Annotated in this window: 19 protein-coding genes and 1 pseudogene; 9 read left to right on the top strand and 11 right to left on the bottom strand. The window is 73.4% G+C overall.

Annotation, left to right across the window (positions count from 1 at the left end; all coding sequences use genetic code 11):
* Positions 1 to 92: 92 nt before the first annotated feature.
* The 6 genes from GSY65_RS02005 to GSY65_RS01980 form a co-directional block, all read right to left on the bottom strand.
* Positions 93 to 518 carry an ATP-binding protein gene (locus tag GSY65_RS02005; RefSeq protein WP_159765641.1) on the bottom strand — a complete coding sequence of 142 codons (426 nt, stop codon included), beginning with the start codon at positions 516 to 518 and terminating at the stop codon, positions 93 to 95.
* A complete protein-coding gene (locus GSY65_RS02000; protein WP_159775537.1) occupies positions 515 to 2,149 on the bottom strand; it encodes a SulP family inorganic anion transporter in 1,635 nt (544 codons plus the stop codon). Before GSY65_RS02000 ends, GSY65_RS02005 begins: the two co-directional genes overlap by 4 nt.
* Before the next feature lie 275 nt (positions 2,150 to 2,424).
* Positions 2,425 to 3,006, bottom strand: a complete 582-nt coding sequence (locus GSY65_RS01995) for an Rv1733c family protein (protein ID WP_159765640.1) — start codon at positions 3,004 to 3,006, stop codon at positions 2,425 to 2,427.
* A gap of 423 nt (positions 3,007 to 3,429) precedes the next feature.
* Complete coding sequence (locus tag GSY65_RS01990) at positions 3,430 to 3,993, bottom strand: universal stress protein (RefSeq protein WP_159765639.1); 564 nt, start codon at positions 3,991 to 3,993, stop codon at positions 3,430 to 3,432.
* Positions 3,994 to 4,177: 184 nt separating this feature from the next.
* On the bottom strand, positions 4,178 to 4,369 hold the full coding sequence (locus GSY65_RS01985) for a hypothetical protein (protein WP_236579664.1): 192 nt from the start codon (positions 4,367 to 4,369) through the stop codon (positions 4,178 to 4,180).
* A gap of 363 nt (positions 4,370 to 4,732) precedes the next feature.
* Positions 4,733 to 5,734: an Acg family FMN-binding oxidoreductase gene (locus tag GSY65_RS01980; RefSeq protein WP_159765638.1), complete on the bottom strand. Its 1,002-nt coding sequence runs from the start codon at positions 5,732 to 5,734 to the stop codon at positions 4,733 to 4,735.
* An 811-nt stretch (positions 5,735 to 6,545) separates the two neighbouring features.
* On the opposite strand from GSY65_RS01980, the gene GSY65_RS01975 reads away from it, so the two are divergent.
* Positions 6,546 to 7,454, top strand: coding sequence for a universal stress protein (locus tag GSY65_RS01975; RefSeq protein ID WP_159765637.1), 909 nt, complete (start codon positions 6,546 to 6,548; stop codon positions 7,452 to 7,454).
* Between the two features lie 189 nt (positions 7,455 to 7,643).
* Positions 7,644 to 8,453 carry a universal stress protein gene (locus tag GSY65_RS01970; RefSeq protein WP_159765636.1) on the top strand — a complete coding sequence of 270 codons (810 nt, stop codon included), beginning with the start codon at positions 7,644 to 7,646 and terminating at the stop codon, positions 8,451 to 8,453.
* 110 nt (positions 8,454 to 8,563) lie between these two features.
* On the opposite strand, the gene GSY65_RS01965 is transcribed toward GSY65_RS01970, so the two are convergent.
* Positions 8,564 to 9,268, bottom strand: coding sequence for a CBS domain-containing protein (locus tag GSY65_RS01965; RefSeq protein ID WP_159765635.1), 705 nt, complete (start codon positions 9,266 to 9,268; stop codon positions 8,564 to 8,566).
* A 399-nt stretch (positions 9,269 to 9,667) separates the two neighbouring features.
* On the opposite strand from GSY65_RS01965, the gene ctaD reads away from it, so the two are divergent.
* Positions 9,668 to 11,368: an aa3-type cytochrome oxidase subunit I gene (gene ctaD, locus GSY65_RS01960; protein ID WP_236579662.1), complete on the top strand. Its 1,701-nt coding sequence runs from the start codon at positions 9,668 to 9,670 to the stop codon at positions 11,366 to 11,368.
* Between the two features lie 681 nt (positions 11,369 to 12,049).
* Here the strand turns inward: ctaD and GSY65_RS01955 are convergent.
* Positions 12,050 to 12,145, bottom strand: a pseudogene (locus GSY65_RS01955) (oleate hydratase); the annotation flags it as partial.
* A 318-nt stretch (positions 12,146 to 12,463) separates the two neighbouring features.
* On the opposite strand from GSY65_RS01955, the gene GSY65_RS01950 reads away from it, so the two are divergent.
* The 3 genes from GSY65_RS01950 to pflA all read left to right on the top strand — a co-directional run bounded on the left by GSY65_RS01950 (position 12,464) and on the right by pflA (position 16,355).
* The gene (locus GSY65_RS01950; RefSeq protein WP_159775533.1) at positions 12,464 to 13,087 is read left to right on the top strand and encodes a DoxX family membrane protein; all 624 of its coding nucleotides are present in this window, start codon (positions 12,464 to 12,466) and stop codon (positions 13,085 to 13,087) included.
* A gap of 263 nt (positions 13,088 to 13,350) precedes the next feature.
* Entirely contained in the window at positions 13,351 to 15,612 is a 2,262-nt protein-coding gene (pflB, locus tag GSY65_RS01945) for a formate C-acetyltransferase (protein WP_159765634.1), read from the top strand.
* On the top strand, positions 15,609 to 16,355 hold the full coding sequence (gene pflA / locus GSY65_RS01940; RefSeq protein ID WP_201452432.1) for a pyruvate formate-lyase-activating protein: 747 nt from the start codon (positions 15,609 to 15,611) through the stop codon (positions 16,353 to 16,355). The genes pflB and pflA overlap by 4 nt, the downstream gene beginning before the upstream one ends.
* A 53-nt stretch (positions 16,356 to 16,408) precedes the next feature.
* On the opposite strand, the gene GSY65_RS01935 is transcribed toward pflA, so the two are convergent.
* From GSY65_RS01935 to GSY65_RS01925, 3 genes are read right to left on the bottom strand one after another with little or no spacing between them, the layout of a single operon-like run.
* Entirely contained in the window at positions 16,409 to 17,131 is a 723-nt protein-coding gene (locus GSY65_RS01935; protein ID WP_159765633.1) for a CBS domain-containing protein, read from the bottom strand.
* A 16-nt stretch (positions 17,132 to 17,147) separates the two neighbouring features.
* Positions 17,148 to 19,841 (bottom strand): pyruvate, phosphate dikinase, encoded by a 2,694-nt coding sequence (ppdK, locus tag GSY65_RS01930; protein WP_159765632.1) that lies wholly within the window; start codon positions 19,839 to 19,841, stop codon positions 17,148 to 17,150.
* 47 nt (positions 19,842 to 19,888) lie between these two features.
* Positions 19,889 to 20,899, bottom strand: coding sequence for a zinc-dependent alcohol dehydrogenase (locus GSY65_RS01925; RefSeq protein WP_159765631.1), 1,011 nt, complete (start codon positions 20,897 to 20,899; stop codon positions 19,889 to 19,891).
* A gap of 233 nt (positions 20,900 to 21,132) precedes the next feature.
* Between GSY65_RS01925 and GSY65_RS01920 the strand changes: the two genes are divergently transcribed.
* The 3 genes from GSY65_RS01920 (at position 21,133) to GSY65_RS01910 (ending at position 23,672) form a co-directional block, all read left to right on the top strand.
* Positions 21,133 to 21,825 (top strand): response regulator, encoded by a 693-nt coding sequence (locus GSY65_RS01920; RefSeq protein ID WP_159765630.1) that lies wholly within the window; start codon positions 21,133 to 21,135, stop codon positions 21,823 to 21,825.
* A 127-nt stretch (positions 21,826 to 21,952) separates the two neighbouring features.
* Positions 21,953 to 22,993 (top strand): type I glyceraldehyde-3-phosphate dehydrogenase, encoded by a 1,041-nt coding sequence (gene gap, locus GSY65_RS01915; protein ID WP_159765629.1) that lies wholly within the window; start codon positions 21,953 to 21,955, stop codon positions 22,991 to 22,993.
* A 130-nt stretch (positions 22,994 to 23,123) separates the two neighbouring features.
* Positions 23,124 to 23,672, top strand: coding sequence for a YciI family protein (locus tag GSY65_RS01910; RefSeq protein ID WP_159765628.1), 549 nt, complete (start codon positions 23,124 to 23,126; stop codon positions 23,670 to 23,672).
* Positions 23,673 to 23,684: the final 12 nt, after the last annotated feature.

The raw sequence follows: 23,684 nt of genomic DNA, 5'->3' as shown, positions 1-23,684 counted from the left end.
CTTTCCCGAGGTCCCTCCCGGCTTCACGCCCGGGTCGCCGAGTGCGCCGCCTCCCTCCGTCGCAGCCGGCGCCCCGGCCGTCCGCTGTGCGTTCACAGGGGCAGGGTGATCCATATGCTCTTGCCGTTCCCGTCGGTGTCGGGCTCCACGACGGCGGTGCCGCCCAGCCCGAGCGTCAGCTCCATGACGGTGGACAGCCCTCCGGTGCCGTCGCTGGTGAGCGCGCCGTACAGCGAGGGCTGGTACGGGTGCCGGTCGTGCACGGCGAGGGCCAGCCGGTCCCGGTCCGCCGCGTAGACCACCGTCAGCTGCGGTGACAGGACGGCGGCGTGCCGGACGCTGTTGGCCACCAGCTCCCCGAGGATCAGCAGGGCCGGGTCAACGGTGGGGTGCCGCAGCCCGATTCCCCATTCGGTCAGGGCCTGCTCGGCGGTCTCCCTGGCCAGCCGCACGGCGGCCGGCATGGTCGGGAGGGTGAGCACGTGCCGGTACGGCAGCGCGTCCAGTCGCGTGGTCATCCCCGTACCGTCCCGCCCCGGCCCGAGCCCGCGGGCAGGATCCCGGCCGTCTCCAGGTGGTGGCGGGCCGCCCTGATCGCCTCCGGGGTGGTGGCGTACTCCCGGCCTTCGTGCAGCAGCGGCTCCAGCGCGCCGACGGAGTCCAGGACGCGGCGCTGAACGGGCCGTATCCCGGAGGCCAGGACGAGGATGCCGCGCCGCGTCAGTCGTTCCACCGCGTCCTTCAGCACGAGCGCACCCGTGGCGTCCATCGTGGACACGCGGGACATGCGCAGGATGACGACCCGTACGTCGGCCACCTCGGTCAGCTCCAGCAGGAAGCGGTGCGCGGCGGCGAAGAACAGCGGCCCGTCGATGCGGTACGCCACGATGTGCTCGGCGAGCAGGGCGTGCTCCTCGGCGCTGTGGTCGCCCCGGTCCAGCGGCACCCGGTCCAGGCGGGCCTGCTGGGCCACGGCACGCAGGGCGAGCGCCCCCGCCACGGCCAGGCCGATGAGCACCGCGTACACGAGGTCCAGGGCGAGGGTCGCGACCGCGGTGAGGACGAGGATCAGCGCGTCCGAGCGGGTCGCGCGGGCCATCGCCCGGAGCGAACCGACCTCGACCATGCGGACCGCGGTCGCCAGCAGCACACCGGCCAGGGCCGCGAGCGGGATCCTCGCCACCAGGGGTGCCGCCGCGAAGACGATCGCGGCGAGGATCGCGGCATGGGTCAGGGCCGCCAGGCGGGAACCGGCGCCCGTACGGACGTTGACGGCGGTCCGGGCTATCGCTCCGGTCGCGGGCACCCCGCCGAACAGGGGCGCCGCGAGATTGGCCAGCCCCTGGCCGAACAGCTCGCGGTCGGGGTCGTGCCGCCGCCCCACCGTCATGCCGTCCGCCACCGAGGCCGACAGCAGGGACTCCAGGGCCGCGAGCGCCGCCACGGCCACGGCCGGGGCGAGCAGCGAACCGAGCGCGCCGGGGTCGAGGAACCCGAGCGAGGGCGCGGGCAGTCCGGACAGGAGGTCACCGATGGGTGCCGCGTCGAGGTGCGCGACCTGGGTGAGGACCGTGGCCGCGACGACGGCGACGAGGGAGAACGGGAGGGTCGGCCACAGACGGGCGCCCACCAGCATGATCACGGCGACGGACACCGCGAGGCCGACCGCGGTCCAGTCCGGGTTCCCCGCGAACTCCGCGACGGCCCGCCAGGCCACCACCAGCACCCGGTCGCCGTCGGGCGCGGGCACACCGAGCGCGTGGGGCACCTGCTGGAGCCCGATGACGCAGGCGATGCCGAGGGTGAAGCCCTCCACCACGGGCGCCGGCACGTACCGCATGCAGGTTCCGGCCCGCAGCGCGGCCAGCGCGATGAGCATCACTCCGGCCATCAGCCCGACGGTGAGCACACCCCTCGTGCCGTACTCGCCGACGATCGGTACCAGCACCACGGTCATCGCACCGGTCGGCCCGGACACCTGGAGGTCGGAACCGCCGAACAGGGCGGCGAGCGCACCGGCCACCACGGCGGTCGCCAGTCCCGCCTCGGCCCCGAGGCCCGAGGAGACACCGAAGCCGAGCGCGAGCGGCAGGGCCACGATCGCGACGGTGAGCCCCGCGAGGAGATCCCGTCTCGGTGAGCGCCCCATGGCCGCCAGGTCGGCGCGTGAGGGCAGCAGCGCGGTGAGCCGCGCCGCGGCCTGGTACAGCGGAACGGACACGACCCCTCGGCTTCCCTGCGGCGCCCCGTCCTCGGAGCGGCCCCCTGCGTCTCGCCCGGCGGACCACGGGCACGGAGACAAGCATCTAGTGAATTGCTAAATTTCGCAATTCCGCAGGTGAGGGTGGTGGCAGGTCAGGAGGGGGGATGGTGAGAGGGCGGGCAAGGGAGGGGGCACGCCGGGAGGTGGCGGTCGGCGCGGCGTCAGGTCGCCTTGTGGTCCCACCGCGGGCCGACCAGGGTCCATTCCCTGCCCCACCGCTCGACACGTCGCCGGTCGAGCCACCACCGCCCGGCACGGCCGACGCCGTACGTCAGGCCGCTCAGGGCGAGCGCCGCGGCCGTGCCGAGCGCGCCGGCCTCGATCGCCGCTTCGTCCTGCGTGGGCGGCTCACTGCTCAGGGCGCCCGTCCCGTCGGTCCAGACCGTGACCCGGGTGCCGGCCTTCCGACCGCCCTCCACCAGTGTCGTCCCGGTGCGCCGGGTGCCGTCCGGGGCGGTCCAGCGGATCTCCGCCGAGGAGCGGTCGCCCGCGCTGTACGGATCCGACTCCGGTACGGGAACGTCGGAGAGGAGTACGGCCGGGACCGGACGCCGCTCGGCGCGCTGGTCGGCGAAGACCTCCTGCGCCGCCTGCGAGGTCAGGAAGCCGGCCAGGGTGCCACCGATCACGATGACCGCCCAGACGGCGAGCACGACCCATGCCTCCAGCACGTCCTCGTGGCGTCGCAGCGGATTGCTCCGCCACCGCCACAGCGGCTCCGTCCCTCGTCTGCTGCCGGCCATCGGTCCGCACCTCCTCCTCGTCCCCCTGGAAGGTGCCAGTCGGAACGCCGCCGCCGCATGGGCCGTTCAGGTGCCGTCGTCAGGGCCTGACGGGACCGACCCGCCGCCCCGCGAGGGCCTTTCAGCCCTGGGCGAGGCGCGCCGTGCGAGGGCGGGAACACTTCGGATCGGGGGCGCGGGGCGACGGCCCTCGTACGGCGGCGGCGCCCTGCGGTCTGCCCGCGGCGTTCGGCAGGCGGCACGGGCGGCACGGCAGCGGCACAGCAGGACGGAAAGGGCCCCACCCGCTTCTCGCGGATCCTGATTGCGCGGTGCGCGACCTCGCGGGCCGCTTCTCCGCGTCTGTTCAACGGGGCCCTTCCCGTCGATTCAAGGACAACACGAGGACGCCGAACGCGCCAGGGCCGAACGTCCCCCGACGGGTCACCTCTTCACGGGAGCCGTGACCCGTGCCACGAGAGCGCCGACGTCGTAACCGTCCTGGCCGTCGACCGTGTCCCACAGGAGCGGACCTCCTCCCGACGTCGCCGCGGACGGCTCGGGAGCGGGCACCGCGACCACGGGAACCGTCGCGTGGAGCAGGCACTCCCGGCCGACCGCCCCGATCGGGGGCACCCCGAACGCGCTGTGGGTCCGGCGTCCCAGCACGAGCAGCCGCGCCCCGCGGGCGTGTCGCAGGAGCACCCGAACGGGTGGCCCCTGGGTCACCACGGCGCGGACCTCGCCGTCGTTCCGCGGGCCGAGGGCCTCCCGCAACGTGTCGGCGAGCAATCCCGCGGCTCTCACCCGCTGTTCGGCGACCGTCGGGCGGGCCGACGGGGGAGCGTACGGGGCGAGCGTGGGCTCGGCCGGTTCCCAGGCGTGCACGGCGACGACCTCCGCGTCGACGGCGCGGGCCTCCCGGACCGCCCAGCGCAGCGCGGACATGGACGCCGCGGAGCCGTCGACGCCCACGACGATGGTGTTCTCGGCGGTGACTTCCGGCATGGCCGCCTCCCTGAATGGCCTCTGGAGCCACCATGCGGTGGTGCGGGGAGACGGCGCTTGGGCCGGGCGGGCTCGTCCCGTCGGCCGAACGGCCCCCGGGGAGCCACGTCGAATCCGCCGGGGGCTCCCCGACGGCGACTCGCCCGTCCTGGGCCCGGCGCGGGGACGGCTTCCGGGGATCCCGTCACACGTGGGAGGCTCCGGTACCGGCGGCGGACTCGGCCCGGTCGGCGTGGGCGAGTAGCTGGTGGGCCAGTTCCCGGGCCTCCTCGGTCGTCAGCGAGGCCCAGACGCCGGGTTCTTCACCCTGGTCCGGCCCCACCCGCAACGTCACCCGGGTGATCGGCCGGGCCGCCGCCAGCGTCAGACATCTCACGGTGATCCTGCGCCCGCAGGAGGTCACCAACGGGGGCGGTTCACCCGGTGAACGCCGCTCCTGACCTGGAGCCGTCATGGGTCTCACACCTTTCTCCGAGCCGTGAGGACACCCCCTCCGGGACGGCTTCGCCGTGAAGGCCGCGATACCGGCCGGGGTATCAGGAACAGCGCCGCGCGGATGTGTCATGTTCCCGCGCGGGCCCGACAGTTCGGTCGCCGCCACGCCTCGCGCGCGGACGGGTGTCGGTGTGCACGCGAGGCGGTCGCGGTTCACTCGTGCGGGACGATCGCCACGGGGTCAGGGCCGGACGGCACGCGCCCCGGGCCGGTCCGGCGGCCGTGCGCGAGGGCCACGGGTCCGTCACGACGCGAACAGAGTGCCCGCGTCCAGGGCCTGCCGGGCCGGGCGGCGCGGGGACGGCGGGCCTTCCGGGCCGTAGCCCAACCGGATCACCATCTGCGCGTGGGCGCGGAGGGCGTCCACGGGAGGCACGACCCGCTGCCGCAGATCGGGCCACTCCAGCGCCTGGTGCAGGAGCGAGGCCCGCAGCCCGTGGGCGGTGGCCACCAGCAGGACACGCTGGAGTGCCTGTCCGGCACGCAGCCAGTCCGACCTCCGGTCGTGCGCGGTGGACAGCACGGCGATCGACGGCCGTTTCTCGAAGGGACGCGTGGCCAGCACGGACGGACGCCGGTGCGCGCCGAAGTCCCGGAGGGGCATCCGCTCCCAGAAGTCCTGCGGCCCGATCGCCGCCGGCGGCATGCCGAGCGCTGCCGCGTTCGGCTCGTGCACCCAACGTCTGCTCTCCGCCGCCCGTTCGGGGTCGGCCGTGTTGCGGCGCTCGGCATCACGGAACAGCCGCAGCACCCGCTCCGTCTCACCCGGACCGGGTCGGCTCAGCGCAGCGCCCTCACTGTGCGCGGCCTCGGCGAGTTCCGCCGCCACCGCGCCCGGCAGGGGCGCTCCGGAGAACGGCAACCGGCTGCTGTGCCGGTGCCACAGTGCCTCGTACAGCCGGGGAACGGCCGTGTTCCGCACCGGCCCACCGAGCCGTACGGCGGCCAGCAGATCCGGTTCGTCGGGCCGGGGCAGCAGCCGGGTCACCGGTTCCCGGCCGACGTGGGCGACCGCCAGCCGGAGGTTGAGCAGGGCACAGCCCACGGACACGTGCAGCGCCCTGCCCGTGGGGTCGAGGTGCCGTAGCCCGCGGTCCGCCACCGCGCGGACCTCCAGCGTCACCGTGTCCGGATCGAACCGGAAGCGCCAGGGCTGGGTGTTGTGGATCGAGGGAGCGGCCACGGCCGCCGACACGATCGTCTCCAGCGTCGGGAGAGCGGGAGCTGCGGATGCTGCGGACCACATCGGGGACTCCTTCCCGGCCCGCGCCGCGGAGCCGGAGGGGCTGGGGGTGGACCCTGCCCACAGTCGCGGCGCCGCGCCGGACGCAGTAGGGGCCGTACGGCTCCACGGCCGGGCCGCACAGCACCCCACGGGAGCCCTTCGGCACCCTGCGCCGTGGCCCGCCAGGCTGTTCCCTTGAGGAGGGGGACCGGAACCCGGAAAGGGGTGCGCAGCATGGTCACGACGACATCGGAGGCGACGCCGCGGTGGGCAGCGACGCCACCATCGGCATCGGCATCGGCATCGGCAGGGGCATCGGCGTCGGCATCGGCATCGGCATCGAGGCCGACTTCGACCTCGACCTCGACCTCGACATCGGCTTCGGCATCGCTCGTTCGGAGGCGGTACGCCGCCCTGCTGGCCGCCTCCGCCGTGGTGGCCTTCGTCCTGCGGGCCGTGCGCGACGCGCTGGCACTGCGTGCGGTGCGCCGCCGCGCGGATCACGCCACGAACGGCCGGCCGCCGATGGCGCCGATGCCGCCAGTGGCGCCTTTGGCCCCTGGGGCGCCGACGGGGCCGGTCGCTCCGACGGGGCCGCCGAGGACCGTGCCCTCGCTCCTTCCGACGGGCTCGCCGGCCGGGGCGCCGGCGGACACGGCGGCCCTTCGCCCCGCCCTGGCTCTCGTGTCGCGTTGAGCCGTCCGGGCCATGGGGCGGGGGGAGTTGAGGGCCCAAGGGCCCAGGGGAAGGACTTGCGGCCCCCTGCGCACCGCCGTCTCCCTCCCCGATGCTCGGGCTCAGGCCCATCCGGCAGGGAATCAGGAGGCGCACCATGGTTCGGTACGTGATCGCGGGAGTCGACGGATCGACCGAGAGTCTCGCCGCCGCCCACTGGGCGGCCAGGGAAGCCCTGCGCAGAGGCACGCAGCTGCGGCTCGTGCACGCGTGGGAGTGGCATCCGCGTCCGCCGGCCTCCGTCCCCCTCGGGACCGGTCAGCGCGCGTGGGCCGAACAGACCCTGGAGGAGGCGGCCCGTAGCGTCCGGGCCGCGCACCCCGGCCTCGGGATCGAGGGCCGGCTCGTGCGGGAAGCCCCGGTCGCCGCCCTGCTCGACGCCACCGACGAGGCCGAACTGCTGGTCCTCGGCTCCCGTGGACTGAGCGGTCTCGCCGGGTTCGTCGTCGGCTCGGTCTCCCAGCGGGTCGTGGCACGGTCGACGCGCCCCATGGTGCTCGTCCGGTCCGGGGAGGGCGCCGCGGGCGAACACCTCCCTGCCCCGGACGGGGTGTCGCCGGACGAGGTGCCCGAACTCCCGTACCGGGACGTGGTCCTCGGGCTCGACGTCTCCCACCCGTGCGACGAACTGATCGAGTTCGCCTTCGCCGCGGCCCGGCTCCGCGGCACCGGGCTCCGTGTGATTCACGCCTACCGGGTGCCGACGGCGTACGCCGTCGACGACACCCGCGACCCGGTTCCCGAAACCGCGCTGCTCGCGGAACGGGGGCGCGCCGTGGTCGCGGCACTGCGCCCGTGGTCCGCGAAGTTCCCCGAGGTCGCCGTGGCCGAGACCGTCGTCCAGGGGCGGGCCGCGGGCGCGCTCGTCGACGCGTCGTCCGACGCCTCGCTGTTCGTCGTCGGCCGCCGGATCCGGGACGCCCGGCTCGGCTCGCACACCGGGCCCGTCACCCACGCGGCCCTGCACCACGTCCGCTGCCCGGTGGCCGTCGTACCGCACACCTGAGTCCCGGGCACCTGAGTTTCGACCGTCTCGGTTGCGGACGCGCCTGAGCCCCCGCACACCTGAGCCCTCGCGCCGAGTCACCCGTGCCTGATGCGCGCACGGCTGATGCAGGACTCGTCCGCGCACGTCCGGACCGCTGCCCGGGAGCAAGGACGCCCCGAACCCCGAACCCCGACAGGAGCAACTACCATGAGGACCCGTCACGTGACCGTCGGCGTGGACGGCACGGTCACCGCCGTACGCGCTCTCGACCGCGCCGCCGACGAGGCCGCCCTGCGCGGTGTGGGTCTGGAGATCGTCCATGCCGTGCCGGATCTCGACGAGGCCGGCCCCGTGCTGGCGTCCGCCGCCGCACGTGTGCGTGCCCGTCGTCCCGGCACGGCCGTCACCACCGTCCCGGTCGAGGGGCACTCGGCCGGCGTCCTCGCGGAACGGGGGCGTCACGCGGCACTCACCGTCGTCGGCTGCCGGGACCTCGGCGGGATACTCGGCGCGGTGGTGGGCTCGGTGAGCGCGCGGCTGGCCGCGCACGCGCCGGGGCCGCTGCTCCTCGTACGCGGCGACTCACCGATGAACCGCCACGACGAGATCATCCTCGCCCTCGACGACGCCACCGACGCGGGTACGGCGGCCTACGCCTTCCAGGAGGCCGAACTGCGCCGCGCCCGGCTGCGGATCCCCCCGTTCACCACGCACCACCGCGTGCTCCCCGTGACGGCCCCCCGGGCCCACGGGCGGTCGGCCGCGCGCTCCGCGCTGGTCGCCGCACTGGCGGACCTGGGGGAGCAGCACCCGACCGTACGCGCGGACGCCCCCGAGCCGGGCTCCGCCCCGGTGCGGGCCCTGGTGGACGCGACCCGCACCGCCGACCTCGTCGTGGTCGCGGCCGGCCCCGCGGCGCACGGCCCCGGCCGCCACCTCGGGCCCGTGGCCCGCGAGCTGCTGCACCACTCCCACTGCCCGGTCCTCATCGTCCCCGCCGGGCACGAGACGGCGTAGGGCGCAGAAGCAGCGCGTGGAAGGGAGCGGGGAGGAGGGAGCAGGGCGGCTGGGGAAGGACGAGGGCGAGGTCCGTGCTGCCGGAGCCGCTGCCCTCGCCCCGCCCCAGGTCAGCTCGCCAGCTGGGAGCGGCGTGACATCCCCGGGCCCGACAGGGCCTCGGCCGTGTCGTCGATGCGGTGATCCAGCTCGGCGGAGACGTCGACGACCCCGTCCACGCCCCGGCACAGCCGGAGCACCACGGGGACCAGGGATTTCCGCTCGACGGTACCCCGCAGCGCGACCCGCCCGTCGACCACCCGCACGGTGACCGTGTCGGGCGCGAGGCCCAGGGTGCGTACCAGCACCTCCCCGGTGATCTCCTCCCGGATCGCGCTGTCGCCGCGCAGGAAGACGCGCAGCAGGTCCGCGCGGCTGATCAGCCCCACGAGTCGTCCCGCCTCGTCGACCACCGGCAGTCGTTTGACGTGGTGGCGCTCCATGACCTGGGCGGCCTCCACCACCGTCCACTGCGGTCGCGCGGTCACGGCAGGGCTGTTCATCAGCCCCTCGGCGGTGGACGCCTCGGCCTTCGCGCCGGCCGAGTCCCCCGGACGCAGCACCGGCAGCAGCCCGGCCGGGTCGAGTTGCGCGGCCTCCTTGCGCAGGAGGTCCGCCTCGGAGACGACACCGAGGGGACGGTCGTCGTCGTCCACGACGGGGACGGCCGTGACGTCGTGCTCGGCGAGGAGTTTCGCGATCTCCTTGAAGCCGGTGTCCCGCCGTACCCGTACGACGCCTGTGGTCATGAGGTCACTCACCATCCGGTGCCGCATGCCTCTCGCCTCCTGAGGACGCTCGCGCTGATCTTCCTCTCTTCCCTCCCACTGTCCGCCGCCACCGAGCCCCTCCCAAGGGCCGTTCGGCCCCCGTACAAGGCCCGACCAGCCCGTACGGCCCACCGGTGAACGTGTGTCCCGCCAGCGGTTGCCCGGCGCAAGGGCCCGCGGCCGGCCTCGACCCGGGCCGTGCGGCCGGGCGGTATCCGGTTCGCGGCCGATGGGGACCGTTCGACCCCCTCGGGGGACGACCTGGGGACCGTTCGACCCTATCGGGGCGGGGGGCCGGTCCGACGATCATGTGGCGGCGCCGGGAAGCGCCGTGTCTCCCATGCGTACGCGCGGGCGCTTCCCGGCGCTCTGAAGCACGTGAGCAGATGGGGAGGACGCCGTCCGATGGACGAGGCGCAGCTGGAGCAGGAGAAGCACACGGCGGGGGCGCGGTCGCGTCCCCCGGTCCGTGCGGAGGCCGGGGCGGCCGTCCCGTCGGCGGGACGGCCGACGTGGGTCGACTGGCTGACGACCACCGATCACAAGAAGATCGGGACGATGTACCTGGTCACCGCGTTCGCGTTCTTCGTCGTCGGCGGTGTGATGGCCCTGATGATGCGGGCCGAACTCGCCCGCCCGGGCCTGCAGATCATGTCGGGCGAACAGTTCAACCAGGCGTTCACCATGCACGGCTCGATCATGCTGCTGATGTTCGCCATGCCGCTGTTCACCGGCTTCGCCAACTGGATCATGCCGTTGCAGATCGGCGCCCCGGACGTGGCCTTCCCCCGGTTGAACATGCTCGCCTACTGGCTGTTCCTGTTCGGCTCGTCGATCGCCGCGTTCGGCTTCCTGACCCCGGGCGGTGCCGCCGACTTCGGCTGGTTCCTGTACGCGCCGCTGTCCGACGCCGTCCACTCGCCGGGACTCGGCGCCGACATGTGGATCATGGGTGTGGCCCTCTCCGGCTTCGGCTCGATCCTGGGCGCGGTCAACTTCATCACCACGATCATCTGCATGCGCGCACCGGGCATGACCATGTTCCGGATGCCGATCTTCACCTGGAACGTGCTGCTGACCGCGCTGCTGATCCTGCTGGTGTTCCCGGTGCTGGCCGCGGCCCTGTTCGCACTGGAGTGTGACCGCAAGTTCGGCAGCCACGTCTTCGACGCGGCCAACGGCGGAGCGCTGCTCTGGCAGCACCTGTTCTGGTTCTTCGGCCACCCCGAGGTGTACATTCTCGCGCTGCCGTTCTTCGGGATCGTCTCCGAGGTCATCCCCGTCTTCTCGCGCAAGCCGATGTTCGGCTACATGGGCCTGATCGGCGCGACCATCGCGATCGCCGGCCTCTCCGTCACGGTGTGGGCGCACCACATGTACGTCACCGGCGGGGTGCTGCTGCCGTTCTTCTCCTTCATGACGTTCCTCATCGCCGTACCGACCGGCGTGAAGTTCTTCAACTGGATCGGCACGATGTGGAAGGGCAGCCTCTCCTTCGAGACGCCGATGCTGTGGACCACCGGCTTCCTCATCACGTTCGTCTTCGGCGGCCTGACCGGGGTGATCCTGGCGTCACCGCCGATGGACTTCCACCTGTCGGACTCGTACTTCGTGGTGGCCCACTTCCACTACACGGTCTTCGGCACCGTCGTGTACGCGATGTTCGCCGGATTCCACTTCTGGTGGCCGAAGTTCACCGGCCGGATGCTCGACGAACGCCTCGGCAAGATCACCTTCTGGACGCTCACCGTGGGCTTCCACCTCACCTTCCTCGTGCAGCACTGGCTCGGCGCCGAGGGCATGCCCCGCCGGTACGCCGACTACCTCGCCGCGGACGGCTTCACCGCCCTCAACTCGCTGTCCACGATCGGCTCGTTCCTGCTGGGCCTGTCGATCCTGCCGTTCTTCTACAACGTCTGGAAGACCGCCAGGTACGGCAGCAAGGTCGACGTGGACGACCCCTGGGGGTACGGCCGTTCCCTGGAGTGGGCGACCTCGTGCCCGCCGCCGCGCCACAACTTCACCTCGCTGCCGCGCATCCGCTCCGAGTCGCCGGCCTTCGACCTGCACCACCCGGAGATCGTCGCGATCGAGAGGGCGGTCTGAACCGTGACGCACCCCGTCCCGGCCCTGGGCGTCGCCCTGGTGGCCGCCTCCGGCTGCGTCTGGTGGCTGCCGGCCCTCGCGACGGTGCGCGCGGGGGCCGACCGGCCGGACTCCCTGCGCGGTGGGGCGGCCGCCTGCCTGAGCGGCTGGACGACGGTCGCCGGCGTCGCCGTACTCCTGCTCGTGGCCGACCCGTGGTGGGCGCCGGGCGCCCTGGCCGTGGTGGGCGCCGCCACCACGGCCGGCCTGCGGATCCGCGCGGCCGTACGCCGCGGGAGCGAGGCACGGGAGACCAGGCGGGCACGGGCGGCCCTGGCGACCCGGCCGACCCGCTCGGCCGTCTCCACGCAGCCGATCCAGCCGATCCAGCCGACCCAACAAGCCCAGCAGGCCCAGCACAGCCAGTCGCCCCAGCGAGCCCGGCCGACCCAGCAGCCCCACTCGGCCCACGCGCACGACGTGGGTCACGTCGACCGGGCGGATTCGTCCCCGTGGCTGACGGCCCGTGCGCGCATGCACCGCGCCCGGAACCGTTTCGTCACCGTCCTCGGAGTCGGCCTCGGGGTGGCGGTGGCCTCCGCTCTGCTCCCGCTGGCCGCCCGTCCCGGACACGGCGGGGCCCGGCCGGGGGCGGCCGTCGCGGTGCCCGTCCTGCTGACGGCGCTGTTGCTCCTCGAACAGGTGGATGTCCGACCCGTCGAAGCCGCCGTCGCGGATCAGGAACGCCGCCGCGGCGAGCGCCGCGATGCCGCTGCCCACCAGATATGCCTTCGCCATCACACAACTCCTCGCGCTCGCCCGCCCGTCGGGAACGGGGCGCCCCCAGCTTCCCCGGCGCCGGCGCCACCCGTCACGGGGCCGTTGGTCACTCGTCGGGCGCCCCGCGGGACCAGCGAGCCCGCCGCCCCGCCCGGGAACCCGGCCAAGCCCCCGTCCGGGACGTCCGACCTCCAACGGGGCCCGAACCGCGGGACGTTCGGCCTGCGGTCCGGGCCCGTGGGGCCTCTGCGGCAGGCGACGAAGACGCGGGACATTGAAGGCGCAACGACAGGCGTCCCCATTCCGCGCGTCGGACCCTCGAAAGGGATGAGCATCATGGCAGTGCACCACCACCCCCAGCGTCACCCCGCGTTCCGCCTCCCGTCCCTGCGCCGCACCGGCACGGCTCCCGCCTCCACCGACGACACGACCACCGCGGCGACGGCCACCGGCCCGTACGTGTTCGCCGGGCTTCGCATCCTGACCGGGTTCGTCTTCCTCTGGGCGTTCCTCGACAAGACGTTCGGCTTCGGCTACGCGACCCCGTCCGGCCGGGGCTGGATCGACGGCGGGTCACCGACCGAGGGCTTCCTCAGCCACGTCGCCGTCGGCCCGATGGAGTCCACGTTCCACGACTGGGCCGGAGCCGCCTGGGCGGACACGCTGTTCATGCTCGGACTGCTCGGTATCGGGCTCGCCCTGGTCGCGGGCGTCGGCCTGCGGCTCGCCGCCGTCGCCGGCACCCTGATGATGGCGCTGATGTGGGTCGCGGAATGGCCACCGGCGAAGCACCTGTCCGACGGGTCGGCCAGCATGTCGACCAACCCCTTCGCCGACTACCACCTCGTCTACGCCGTCGTCCTCGTGGCCCTGGCCGCCGCGGGAGCCGGCGCCACCTGGGGCCTGGGCAGGGCCTGGGCCCGCCTGCCCTTCGTCAGCCGCCACCGCTGGCTCCTCTGAGAGCAGGCCCTGACGGACGAGAAGGTGACGGCTCGTCGGACCGGGGGCGCCTCCGCCAGGACGCGGGGGCGCCCCCGGTCGTCCGCGTCACCGACCGTCAACGGGTCGCTCCCGCACCGGACTTCGCCAGGGCCCATCGGCCCCCACCCGCCAGGGACCGATGGCGCGGCCCGGCTGCGCCGACCGACCCTCCCCGCCGCCACCGAGCGGGACGAGCATCGAAGTGCAGAGATTCTGCAAGCGGAACGAGGGAGAGACCGGCGATGACGGCAACGGTGACAGCGGGACCCGGTGCGACGACCGAGGCATGGCGCGGCTTCGCCGGTGCCCACTGGCGCGACCAGGTCGACGTACGGGACTTCATCCAGGCCAACTACACGCCCTACGAGGGCGACGCGGCCTTCCTCACCGGGCCGACCGAGCGGACGCTCGCCGTCTGGAACAAGGTCGCCCGGCTGTTCCCCGAGGAGCGGCGCCGGGGCGTTCTCGACGTCGACCCCGGGCTGCCCTCCACCATCACCTCGCACCGGCCCGGCTTCATCGACCGCGACCGGGAACTCATCGTCGGCCTCCAGACCGACGCCCCCCTGCGGCGGGCCATCATGCCCAACGGCGGCCTGCGGATGGTGGAGAACGGACTGAAGGCGTACGGCTACCAGGCCGACCCCTTCGTCAAGCGTGTCTTCGGGACCTACCGCAAGACCCACAACGACGGCGTCTTCGACGCCTACACCCCCGAGATGCGGGCCGCCCGCAAGGCCGGCATCATCACCGGTCTGCCCGACGCGTACGGCCGCGGCCGGATCATCGGCGACTACCGGCGCGTCGCCCTCTACGGCACCGACCGGCTCATCGAGGCCAAGCGGGCCGAGCGGGCCCTGCTGGACGCGCGGCCCTCCACCCCGGACGTCATCCGCGACCGCGAGGAACTGGCCGAGCAGATCAGGGCGTTGGGTGAACTGGCGCGGATGGCGGCCTCGTACGGCTGCGACGTCACCCGCCCCGCCGTCACCGCACACGAGGCGGTGCAGTGGCTGTACCTGGGCTTCCTCGCGGCGGTGAAGGAGCAGAACGGCGCCGCGATGTCCCTGGGCCGCACCTCCACCTTCCTCGACGTCTACCTCCGACGCGACCTGGAGGAGGGCACGATCGACGAGACCCGCGCCCAGGAACTCATCGACGACTTCGTGATCAAGCTGCGGATCGTACGGTTCCTGCGCACCCCCGAGTACGACGCCCTGTTCTCCGGCGACCCGACCTGGGTCACGGAGTCCATCGGCGGCATCGGCGCCGACGGCCGCCCGCTGGTCACCCGCACCTCGTTCCGTTTCCTGCAGACCCTCTACAACCTCGGCCCGGCCCCCGAGCCCAACCTGACCGTCCTGTGGTCGCCGCGCCTGCCCGAGGGGTTCAAGCAGTTCTGCGCGCAGGTCTCCATCGACACCAGCGCCATCCAGTACGAGTCCGACGACCTGCTGCGCCCCCGCACCGGCGACGACACGGCGATCGCCTGCTGCGTCTCCGCGATGGCGGTGGGCCGCCAGATGCAGTTCTTCGGAGCGCGGGTCAACCTCGCCAAGGCCCTGCTGTACGCGGTCAACGGCGGCCGGGACGAGATGACCGGCGACCAGATCGCCCCCGTGACGCCCGCCCTGACCGGCGAGTACCTGGACTACGAGGAACTGTCGGCGGCGTACGACCGCGTGCTGGACTGGCTCGCGGCCACCTACGTCAACGCGCTCAACGTCATCCACTACATGCACGACAAGTACGCCTACGAGCGCATCGAGATGGCCCTGCACGACCACCCCGTGCACCGCTTCATGGCGTGCGGCATCGCGGGCCTGTCCGTCGCCGTGGACAGCCTCTCCGCCGTCAGGCACGCCCGCGTGAAGGTCTTCCGCGACGCCACGGGACTCGCCGTCGACTTCCGCACCGAGGGCGAGTTCCCCGCGTACGGCAACAACGACGACCGCGCCGACCGCATCGCGGTCGACCTCGTGGAGTCGTTCATGGCGAAGGTGCGGCGCCACCCCACCTACCGGGACGCCGAGCACACCCAGTCCGTGCTGACCATCACCTCCAACGTCGTGTACGGCAAGCACACCGGCAACACCCCCGACGGCCGCCGCGCCGGAGCCCCCTTCGCGCCGGGCGCCAACCCCATGAACGGGCGCGACCTGCACGGCGTGGCCGCCTCCGCCCTGTCCGTGGCCAAGCTGCCGTACGAACAGGCCCGGGACGGCATCTCGCTGACGACGACGATCACACCCGAGGGACTCGGCCACGACCCGGCCGAACGCCCGGGCAACCTCGTCGGCGTCCTCGACGCCTACACCGCCTCCGGCGGCTTCCACATGAACGTCAACGTCCTGGACCGGGCCACCCTGGAGGACGCCATGGAGCATCCGGAGAAGTACCCGGAGCTGACCGTCCGCGTCTCCGGATACGCCGTCAACTTCGTCCGTCTGACCCGCGAGCAGCAGCTCGACGTGATCAGCCGCACCTTCCACGGAACGCTGTGAGCACCACCGCCGGACCGGTGACGGGCCGCGTCCACTCCTGGGACCTGTCCACGGGAGTGGACGGGCCCGGGACCCGGTTCGTCCTCTTCCTCAGCGGCTGCCCGCTGCGCTGCCTGTACTGCGCCAACCCGGACACCTGGCACCTGCGCGACGGCCAGGAGGCCACCGTCGACGACGTGGTCGCCGAGATCGAGAAGTACCGCCCCTTCGTCACCACCGCGGGCGGGGGAGTGACACTCACCGGCGGGGAGGCCCTGCTGCAACCCGCGTTCACGGCCGGGATCCTGAGCCGCTGCAAGGAACTCGGCCTGCACACCGCGCTGGACACCTCCGGCTTCCTCGGCGCCCGCGCCGGCGACGGCCTGCTCGCCGACACCGACCTCGTCCTGCTCGACATCAAGTCCTTCGACATCGGTACCTACCGGACGCTGACGGGCGGGGACCTCTCCCCGACCCTCACCTTCGCCACCCGCCTGGACCGGCTCGGCGTCCCGGTGTGGATCCGCTACGTCCTCGTCCCCGGCTGGACCGACGACCCGGCCGCCGTCGACAAACTGGGCGCCTTCCTCGCCGGCCTCGGCAACGTCGACCGGGTCGACGTCCTGCCCTTCCACAAGCTCGGCGCCCACAAGTACCAGGCGCTCGCCATCCCCTTCCCGCTGCGCGACACCCCCGCCCCCGACGCGGCCCTGACCGAACGGGTCCGCGAACAGTTCCGGGAACACGGCCTGCGGGCCCTGTGACACGGACCGGAGCGCCGGCCGAGTCGCCACCCGGCCGGCGCTCCGTCGTCATGTCACCGCGCGGGGCGGACGCCCAGGTGCCTCCGATCGACGGCGGCGTCATCGGCGGCGACGTCGTCGACCCGGAACGTCAGCTCGCTCACGACACCGACCACCCCGTCCACCCGCCACGCCAGCCGCACGGTGACCGGCACGTCACCGCGCCGCTCCAGCCGGCCCCGCAGCCTCACCACACCGTCCCGCACCGACACGGTGACGGCCCCCGGCGGAAGGCCCGGCGCACGGGTCAGGATCCCGTCGGTCACGTCCCGGCGGATCTCCTCGTCCGTGCGCAGGAACACCCGCAGCAGATCCCGCCGGGTGGCGATGCCGATCAGCCGGTCCTCCTCGTCCACCACCGGCAACCGGTCGACACGATGCCGTTCCATCACCCGCGCGGCGTCCGCGACGCGCTGCTCCGGGTGCACCGTGACGGCCGGCGACGACATCAGGTCCCCGGCGGTCACGGCCGCGGCCGGGTCCGCCGACCGGCGGCCGGAGCGGCGCGACGCGGGCCGGGGGAACCCCCCGGCCCGGCCCCGCCCGGCCCCGGCCGCCGCCTGCCGGCGGATCAGATCGGTCTCGGAGACCACTCCCACCACCTTGTCGTCGTGGTCCACCACGGGCAGACCACTGATGCGGTGCCGGTCCAGCAGCCGCGCCACCTCCTTGAACGACGTGTCCCGGCGCGCCTCGACGACCTCACGGGTCATCACCTCACCGACGATGCGCGTCATGACGCCCACTCCTCTCTCACCGGGTGTCGCCGCCGTCCGTCCCCGACAGCGCGGCACGCCCGGCCTCCAGGCGGGCGACCGGAACGCGGAAGGGGGAGCAGGAGACGTAGTCGAGGCCGGCGGCGTGGAAGAAGTGCACGGACTCCGGGTCGCCGCCGTGCTCGCCGCAGACACCGATCTTCAGGTCCGGCCGCACGGCCCTGCCCTCCGCCACGGCGATCTCGACGAGCCGGCCCACCCCCTCACGGTCGATCGTCTCGAACGGGGACACCGTGAAGATCCCCTTGTCGAGGTAGGCGGAGAAGAACGCCGCCTCGACGTCGTCACGGGAGAAACCCCAGGTGGTCTGGGTCAGATCATTGGTGCCGAAGGAGAAGAACCGCGCCTCCTCGGCGATCCTGCCCGCGGTGAGCGCGGCCCTCGGCAGCTCGATCATCGTGCCGACCGGGCACGACAGGGCGACGCCCGACCGGTCCGCGACCTCCGCCAGGACCTGCTCCACCTCCTCACGGACGATCCGCAGCTCCTCCACGGTGTCCACGAGCGGCACCATGATCTCCGCGCGCGGGTCGCCGCCCGCCCGCTTCCGCTCCACGACCGCCTCGGCGATCGCCCGTACCTGCATCGCGACCAGCCCCGGCGCGACCAGACCCAGGCGTACGCCGCGCAGGCCGAGCATGGGGTTCTCCTCGTGCATGCGGTTCACCGCGTCCAGCAGCTCCGCGTCGTGCGCGCTCGGCGGGCTGCCCTGCGCCTCGGCGGCCGCCAGCCGGACGGCCAGCTCCGTGCGGTCGGGCAGGAACTCGTGGAGCGGGGGGTCGAGCAGCCGGATGGTCACGGGCAGCCCGTCCATCGCCTCCAGGATGCCGACGAAGTCCCGCCGCTGCAGCGGCAGCAACGCGTCCAGCGCCTGCTCGCGCGCGGCGTCGGTCCCGGCCAGGATCATCGCCTCGACCAGCTGCCTGCGGTCGCCGAGGAACATGTGCTCGGTACGGCACAGCCCGATGCCCTCGGCACCGAACCGCCGGGCCCGCGCGGCGTCCTCGGGGGTGTCGGCGTTCGCCCGCACTCCCAGACGCCGGACGCCGTCCGCCTGCCGCATGGCCCGCGCCACGGCGGCCACCAGCCCCGCCGGCTCCTCGCCGCGACCGCCCGTCTCGAAGTACCGCATCACCGCGGAGTCCACCAGCGGGGCCGCCCCCGGGTAGACGGCGCCCTCGGAGCCGTCGACGGAGATGACGGTGCCCTCCTCGACGGTGGTGCCGCCCACGGTGAAGCGGCGCCCGTGCGGATCCACCGCGATCTCCTCCGCGCCGCACACACAGACCTTGCCCATGCCGCGCGCGACGACGGCCGCGTGGCTGGTCTTCCCGCCGCGGCTGGTGAGCACCGCCTGGGCGGCGACCATGCCCGGCAGGTCGTCGGGGGTCGTCTCCTGCCGTACGAGGACGACCCGCTCCCCGGCGGCGGCCCGCCGTACCGCCTCGGCGGAGTCGAACACGACCGCGCCCACCGCGGCGCCGGGCGAGGCCGGGATGCCGTGCGCGAGGGCCTCACCGACCGCCGCGGTGTCGAAGCGGGGGAACATCAGTCTCGCGAGCCCGCTCCCGCCCACTCGGGCCAGCGCCTCGTCCTCGCTGATCAGACCCTCCTCGGCCAGCTGACCCGCGATGGCGAACGCCGCCTCCGCGGTCCGCTTCCCCACGCGGGTCTGCAACATCCACAGCGAGCCGCGCTCGATGGTGAACTCGATGTCGCACAGATCCCGGTAGTGGGTCTCCAGGGTGCGCATGAGAGCGCGCAGCCGGGCGAACGACTCCGGGTCGAGACGGTCCAGCTCGTCGAGCGGGACCGTGTTGCGGATGCCGGCGACGACGTCCTCGCCCTGCGCGTTCGGCAGGTAGTCGCCGTACAGGCCGGGCCGGCCGGTGGCCGGGTCGCGGGTGAAGGCGACACCGCTGCCGGAGTCCGACCCGAGGTTGCCGAACACCATGGTCTGCACGGTGACGGCCGTGCCCAGGTCGTCGGGGATGTGCTCGCGGCGGCGGTAGATCCGGGCGCGCTCCCCGTTCCACGACTGGAACACCGCGAGGACCGCCCGGCGCAGCTGCTCGGCCGGCGACTGAGGGAAGTACTCGCCGGTCCGGTCGCGGATCAGCTCCTTGGACGCCTCGACCAGCTCGGCCAGGTCGGCCGCGTCCAGCCCCAGGTCGTCGGCGGCCCCCCGGCGCTCCTTCAGCCGGGCCATGACCTCGTCGAACAGCGCGCCGTCGACCCCCATGACCGTACTGCCGAACATCTGCACGAGGCGGCGGTAGGAGTCCCAGGCGAAGCGCTCGTTGCCGGACACCTTGGCCAGGCCCAGCACCGACTCGTCGTTCAGCCCGACGTCGAGGATCGTCTCCATCATGCCGGGCATGGAGAAACGGGCCCCGGAGCGGACGGACAGCAGCAGCGGATCCCCGGGCTCGCCCAGCCGGCGTCCCGCCGCCCGTTCCAGGGCGGACAGGTGCTCGGAGATCTCGCGGTCCAGGCCGTCCGGCACGGAGCCGGTGGCCAGGAAGGCCCGGCAGGCCTCGGTGGTGACGGTGAAGCCCGGCGGCACCGGCAGACCCATCCGGGTCATCTCCGCCAGATTGGCGCCCTTGCCGCCGAGGAGGCCGGCCATCTCCCGGCCGCCCTCGGCGAACTCGTACACGTAACGGACCATGGCGTCGCGCTCCTTTGTCCGGCTTCCGGGGAGGTGTGGCGGCCAGGTCACATCTCGAAGACGATGCGCGCCTTGACCTGACCGCCGAGCACCTCGGCGATCGACTCGTTGACCGCATCCAGCGGGCGGGTCTCGTAGATCACCTTCGTGCGTCCGGCGGCGTGCAGCCGGAACACCTCGTCCAGGTCCTGGCGGGTACCCACGATCGAACCGATCACGGACGTGCCGTTCAGAACCGTGTCGAAGATCGGCACCCGGATGGTGCCACCGGCCGGCAGGGCCACCATGACGAGCTTGCCGCCGCGCCTGAGACCGCCGTACACCGAGGCGAAGGCCCCCTCGTCGACGGCCAGCGCGATCGCCACGTGGGCCCCGCCGTGCCGCTTGAGCACCTCAGCCGGGTCGTCCCTGCGGGCGTCGATCAGGATGTCGGCCCCCAGCTCGCGCGCGAGGCCGAGCTTGTCGTCGGTGACGTCGATCGCGGCGACGGTCGCGCCGGCGATCTTCGCGTACTGCACGGCGAGGTGGCCGAGACCCCCGATCCCGGAGACCGCCACCAACTGGGCGGGACGCACCTCGGCCACCTTCAGGGCCTTGTACGTGGTGACCCCCGCGCAGGTCAGCGGGGCCGCGTCGCGCGGGTCGACACCCTCAGGCACCGGGGCGGCGAAGTCCGCCGAGGCGAGCATCTTCTCCGCGTGGCCGCCGTCCACGCCGTAGCCGGTGTTCCGCTGCCGCTCGCACAGCGTCTCCCAACCTGACCGGCAGTGCTCGCACCGCCCGCAGGCCCAGCCCAGCCACGGCACCGCCACCCGCTGCCCGATCTCCAGGTGGGTCACCCCCTCGCCGAGCGCCTCGACGACACCGACGCCCTCGTGGCCGGGGACGAACGGGAGAGTGGGCCTGACCGGCCAGTCGCCGTGCGCGGCGTGGATGTCGGTGTGGCACAGCCCCGACGCCTCCACCCGGATACGGACCTGACCGGGACCCGGCCGCGGATCGGGCCGCTCCTCGATCACCAAGGGCCGGCCGAACGACGTGACCACTGCTGCCTTCATGGAATGCTCCCGGACTCTGTCGACGCGATGCCGCATCCAGGCTCGGCCGCGCCGGGACCCGGCGGCAGGTGCTGGACGTCCTCACGGAGGGGGCCGACCGGCCCCGCGCACCCGGTAGGGCCTTCAGACCCTGGCCCTTCGGCCCCGCATCACGGAGGATCATCGGTAGACAGTGGCCGGTCGCCCCACGGGGCACGGCGCGGGAGCGACGCAGAGCGAACGAGGAGCATTCGATGGCGGACGGCGAGCAGCCCGGACCCGACAACCCGATCCGGGTCTTCCTGCTGGACGACCACGAGGTGGTGCGGCGCGGGGTGCACGACCTGCTGAACGACGAGCCCGACATCACCGTGGTCGGGGAGGCCGCCAACGCCGAGCAGGCCCTGGTCCGGGTCCCCGCCCTGCGGCCCCACGTGGCGGTGCTGGACGTGCGCCTGCCGGACGGCGACGGGGTGACCGTGTGCCGGGAACTGCGCTCGACCATGCCGGAGCTGGCCTGCCTGATGCTGACCTCGTTCGACGACGAGGAGGCCCTGCTGGACTCGATCATGGCGGGCGCGTCCGGGTACGTGCTGAAGCAGATCCAGGGCTCCGACCTGGTGTCCGCCGTCCGCACGGTGGCCGCCGGCCAGTCGCTGCTCGACCCCAGCGCCACCGCCCGGCTGATGGCGCGGCTGCGGCAGGGCCAGGAGCCGGAGCCCGAGCCGGACGCCCTGCCGGGCCTCACCGACCGGGAGCGGGAGATCCTCGCCCTGATCGGTGAGGGGCTCACCAACCGCCAGATCGGCCAGCGGCTCTACCTCGCCGAGAAGACCGTCAAGAACCACATCTCCCGGCTGCTCGCCAAGCTCGGGGTGGAGCGGCGCGTCCAGGCCGCCGTCATCGCCACCCAGGCCGCGGACCGGCTCAAGCAGGACGGCAGCTGACGTCCGAGGGCGGGCCGCCGGGCCGAACGTCCCCCGGCCCGCCCCCGTCCGGCCCAAGCCCCGCCGTGTTCCCGGCCCGCAGTCTGACGGCTGACGGACGAGGACACCGATCGGGAGGGCGACGGACATGAGCGTGCGCGTCGGCATCAACGGCTTCGGCCGCATCGGACGGAACTACCTGCGCCGGGCGCTGGAGCGCACGGACAACGCCACCGGCACGGCCGTCGAGGTCGTCGCCGTCAACGACATCGCCTCACCGGCGGCGCTGGCCCATCTGCTGGCGTACGACTCCACGTACGGCCGCCTCGGCCGGCCCGTCGAGCACGACGACGACTCGATCACCGTGGCCGGGCACCGCATCGCCGTGACCGCCGAGCGCGACCCCGCCGACCTGGGCTGGGGCGACCTCGGCGTGGACGTGGTCATCGAGGCGACCGGCCGTTTCCGCACCCGCGAGCAGGCCGGCCGGCATCTGGCGGCCGGGGCGCGCAAGGTGCTGCTGTCCGTGCCCGGCAAGGACGTCGACGCCACCGTGGTGATGGGCGTCAACGAGGGCACCTACGACCCGCGACGGCACGACGTCGTCTCCAACGCGTCCTGCACCACCAACTGCGTCGCCCCCATGGTGAAGGTCCTCGACGAGCACTTCGGGATCGTCAAGGGCCTGATGACCACCATCCACGGCTACACCAACGACCAGGTCGTCCTCGACGGCCCCCACAAGGACCTCCGCCGCGGGCGCAGCGCCGCCGTGAACATCATCCCCACCTCGACGGGCGCGGCCCGCGCGGTCGGCCTCGTGCTGCCGGAGCTGTCCGGCACCCTCGACGGCATCGCCGTACGCGTCCCCGTCGAGGACGGCTCCCTCACCGACCTGAGCGTGGTCCTCGACCGGCCGGTGACCGCCGAAGAGGTCAACGACGCCTTCCGGGAGGCCGCCGACGGACCGCTGAAGGGCGTCCTGCGGGTGTCGCAGGCACCGATCGTGTCCCGCGACGTCGTGGGCGACCCGGCCTCCTGCGTCCTCGACGCCCCGCTGACGCAGGCGCACGGCGACCTGGTGAAGGTCTTCGGCTGGTACGACAACGAAGGGGGCTACACCCACCGCCTCCTCGACCTCACCGAGTACGTCGCCGACCGCCTGCCCCCGCGACACCAGGGCGCCTGAACACGGCCCGCCCGGGCGGGCCGTCCCCGCCCGGCCCGGGGCGCGGCTGCGCGTACACCCGCGCGTACTCCTGTCCTTCGCCACGAAACCCGGTTGAGACGGCGGCCGATGTCGGCGAGGGTCCGGTCCCATGGAGTTCCTCTGCTACCACCGCGACCGGCCCGGCTCCCTCCCCCTGCGGCAGGAGCTGGCGGAGGCGCACTGGTCCTACATGGACCAGTACGCCGCTCAGCTGATCGCCCGCGGCCCGACCTTCGCCGAGGACGGCGAGACCCCCACCGGCAGCGTCCACATCGTCGACCTGCCGGACCCGGCCGCCGCCCGCGCGTTCGCCTTCGACGAGCCCAACCACCAGGCGGGCGTCTACCGTGACGTCCTGCTGCGCCGGTGGCGCAACCTGCTGGGGCGCACCATGGAGGAGTTCCCCGGTGGCCGGACCGGCGGCAACCGCTACCTGGTGCTCGGCCTCGGCTCGGGCGGGCCCGCCGACCTCACCGTGCCGCCCGGCCACGACGGGCTGATCGCGTACGGGCCGCTGCTGTCCGACGACGGCGCGACCTGGCTGGGCACGGCCGCGCTGGTCCGGGCCACCGATCCGGACGGGGCCCGCGCCGTCCTGACCACGCACCGGTACGCCCACATCGAGGTCCACGACTGGGAGTTCGGCGGACGCCGCTGAACCGAGGGCTCC

Origin of the sequence: Streptomyces sp. HM190 (genome assembly GCF_009857135.1) — a bacterium.
GTDB lineage: Bacteria > Actinomycetota > Actinomycetes > Streptomycetales > Streptomycetaceae > Streptomyces > Streptomyces heilongjiangensis.
This window is presented reverse-complemented; position numbering and strand designations above follow the sequence as displayed.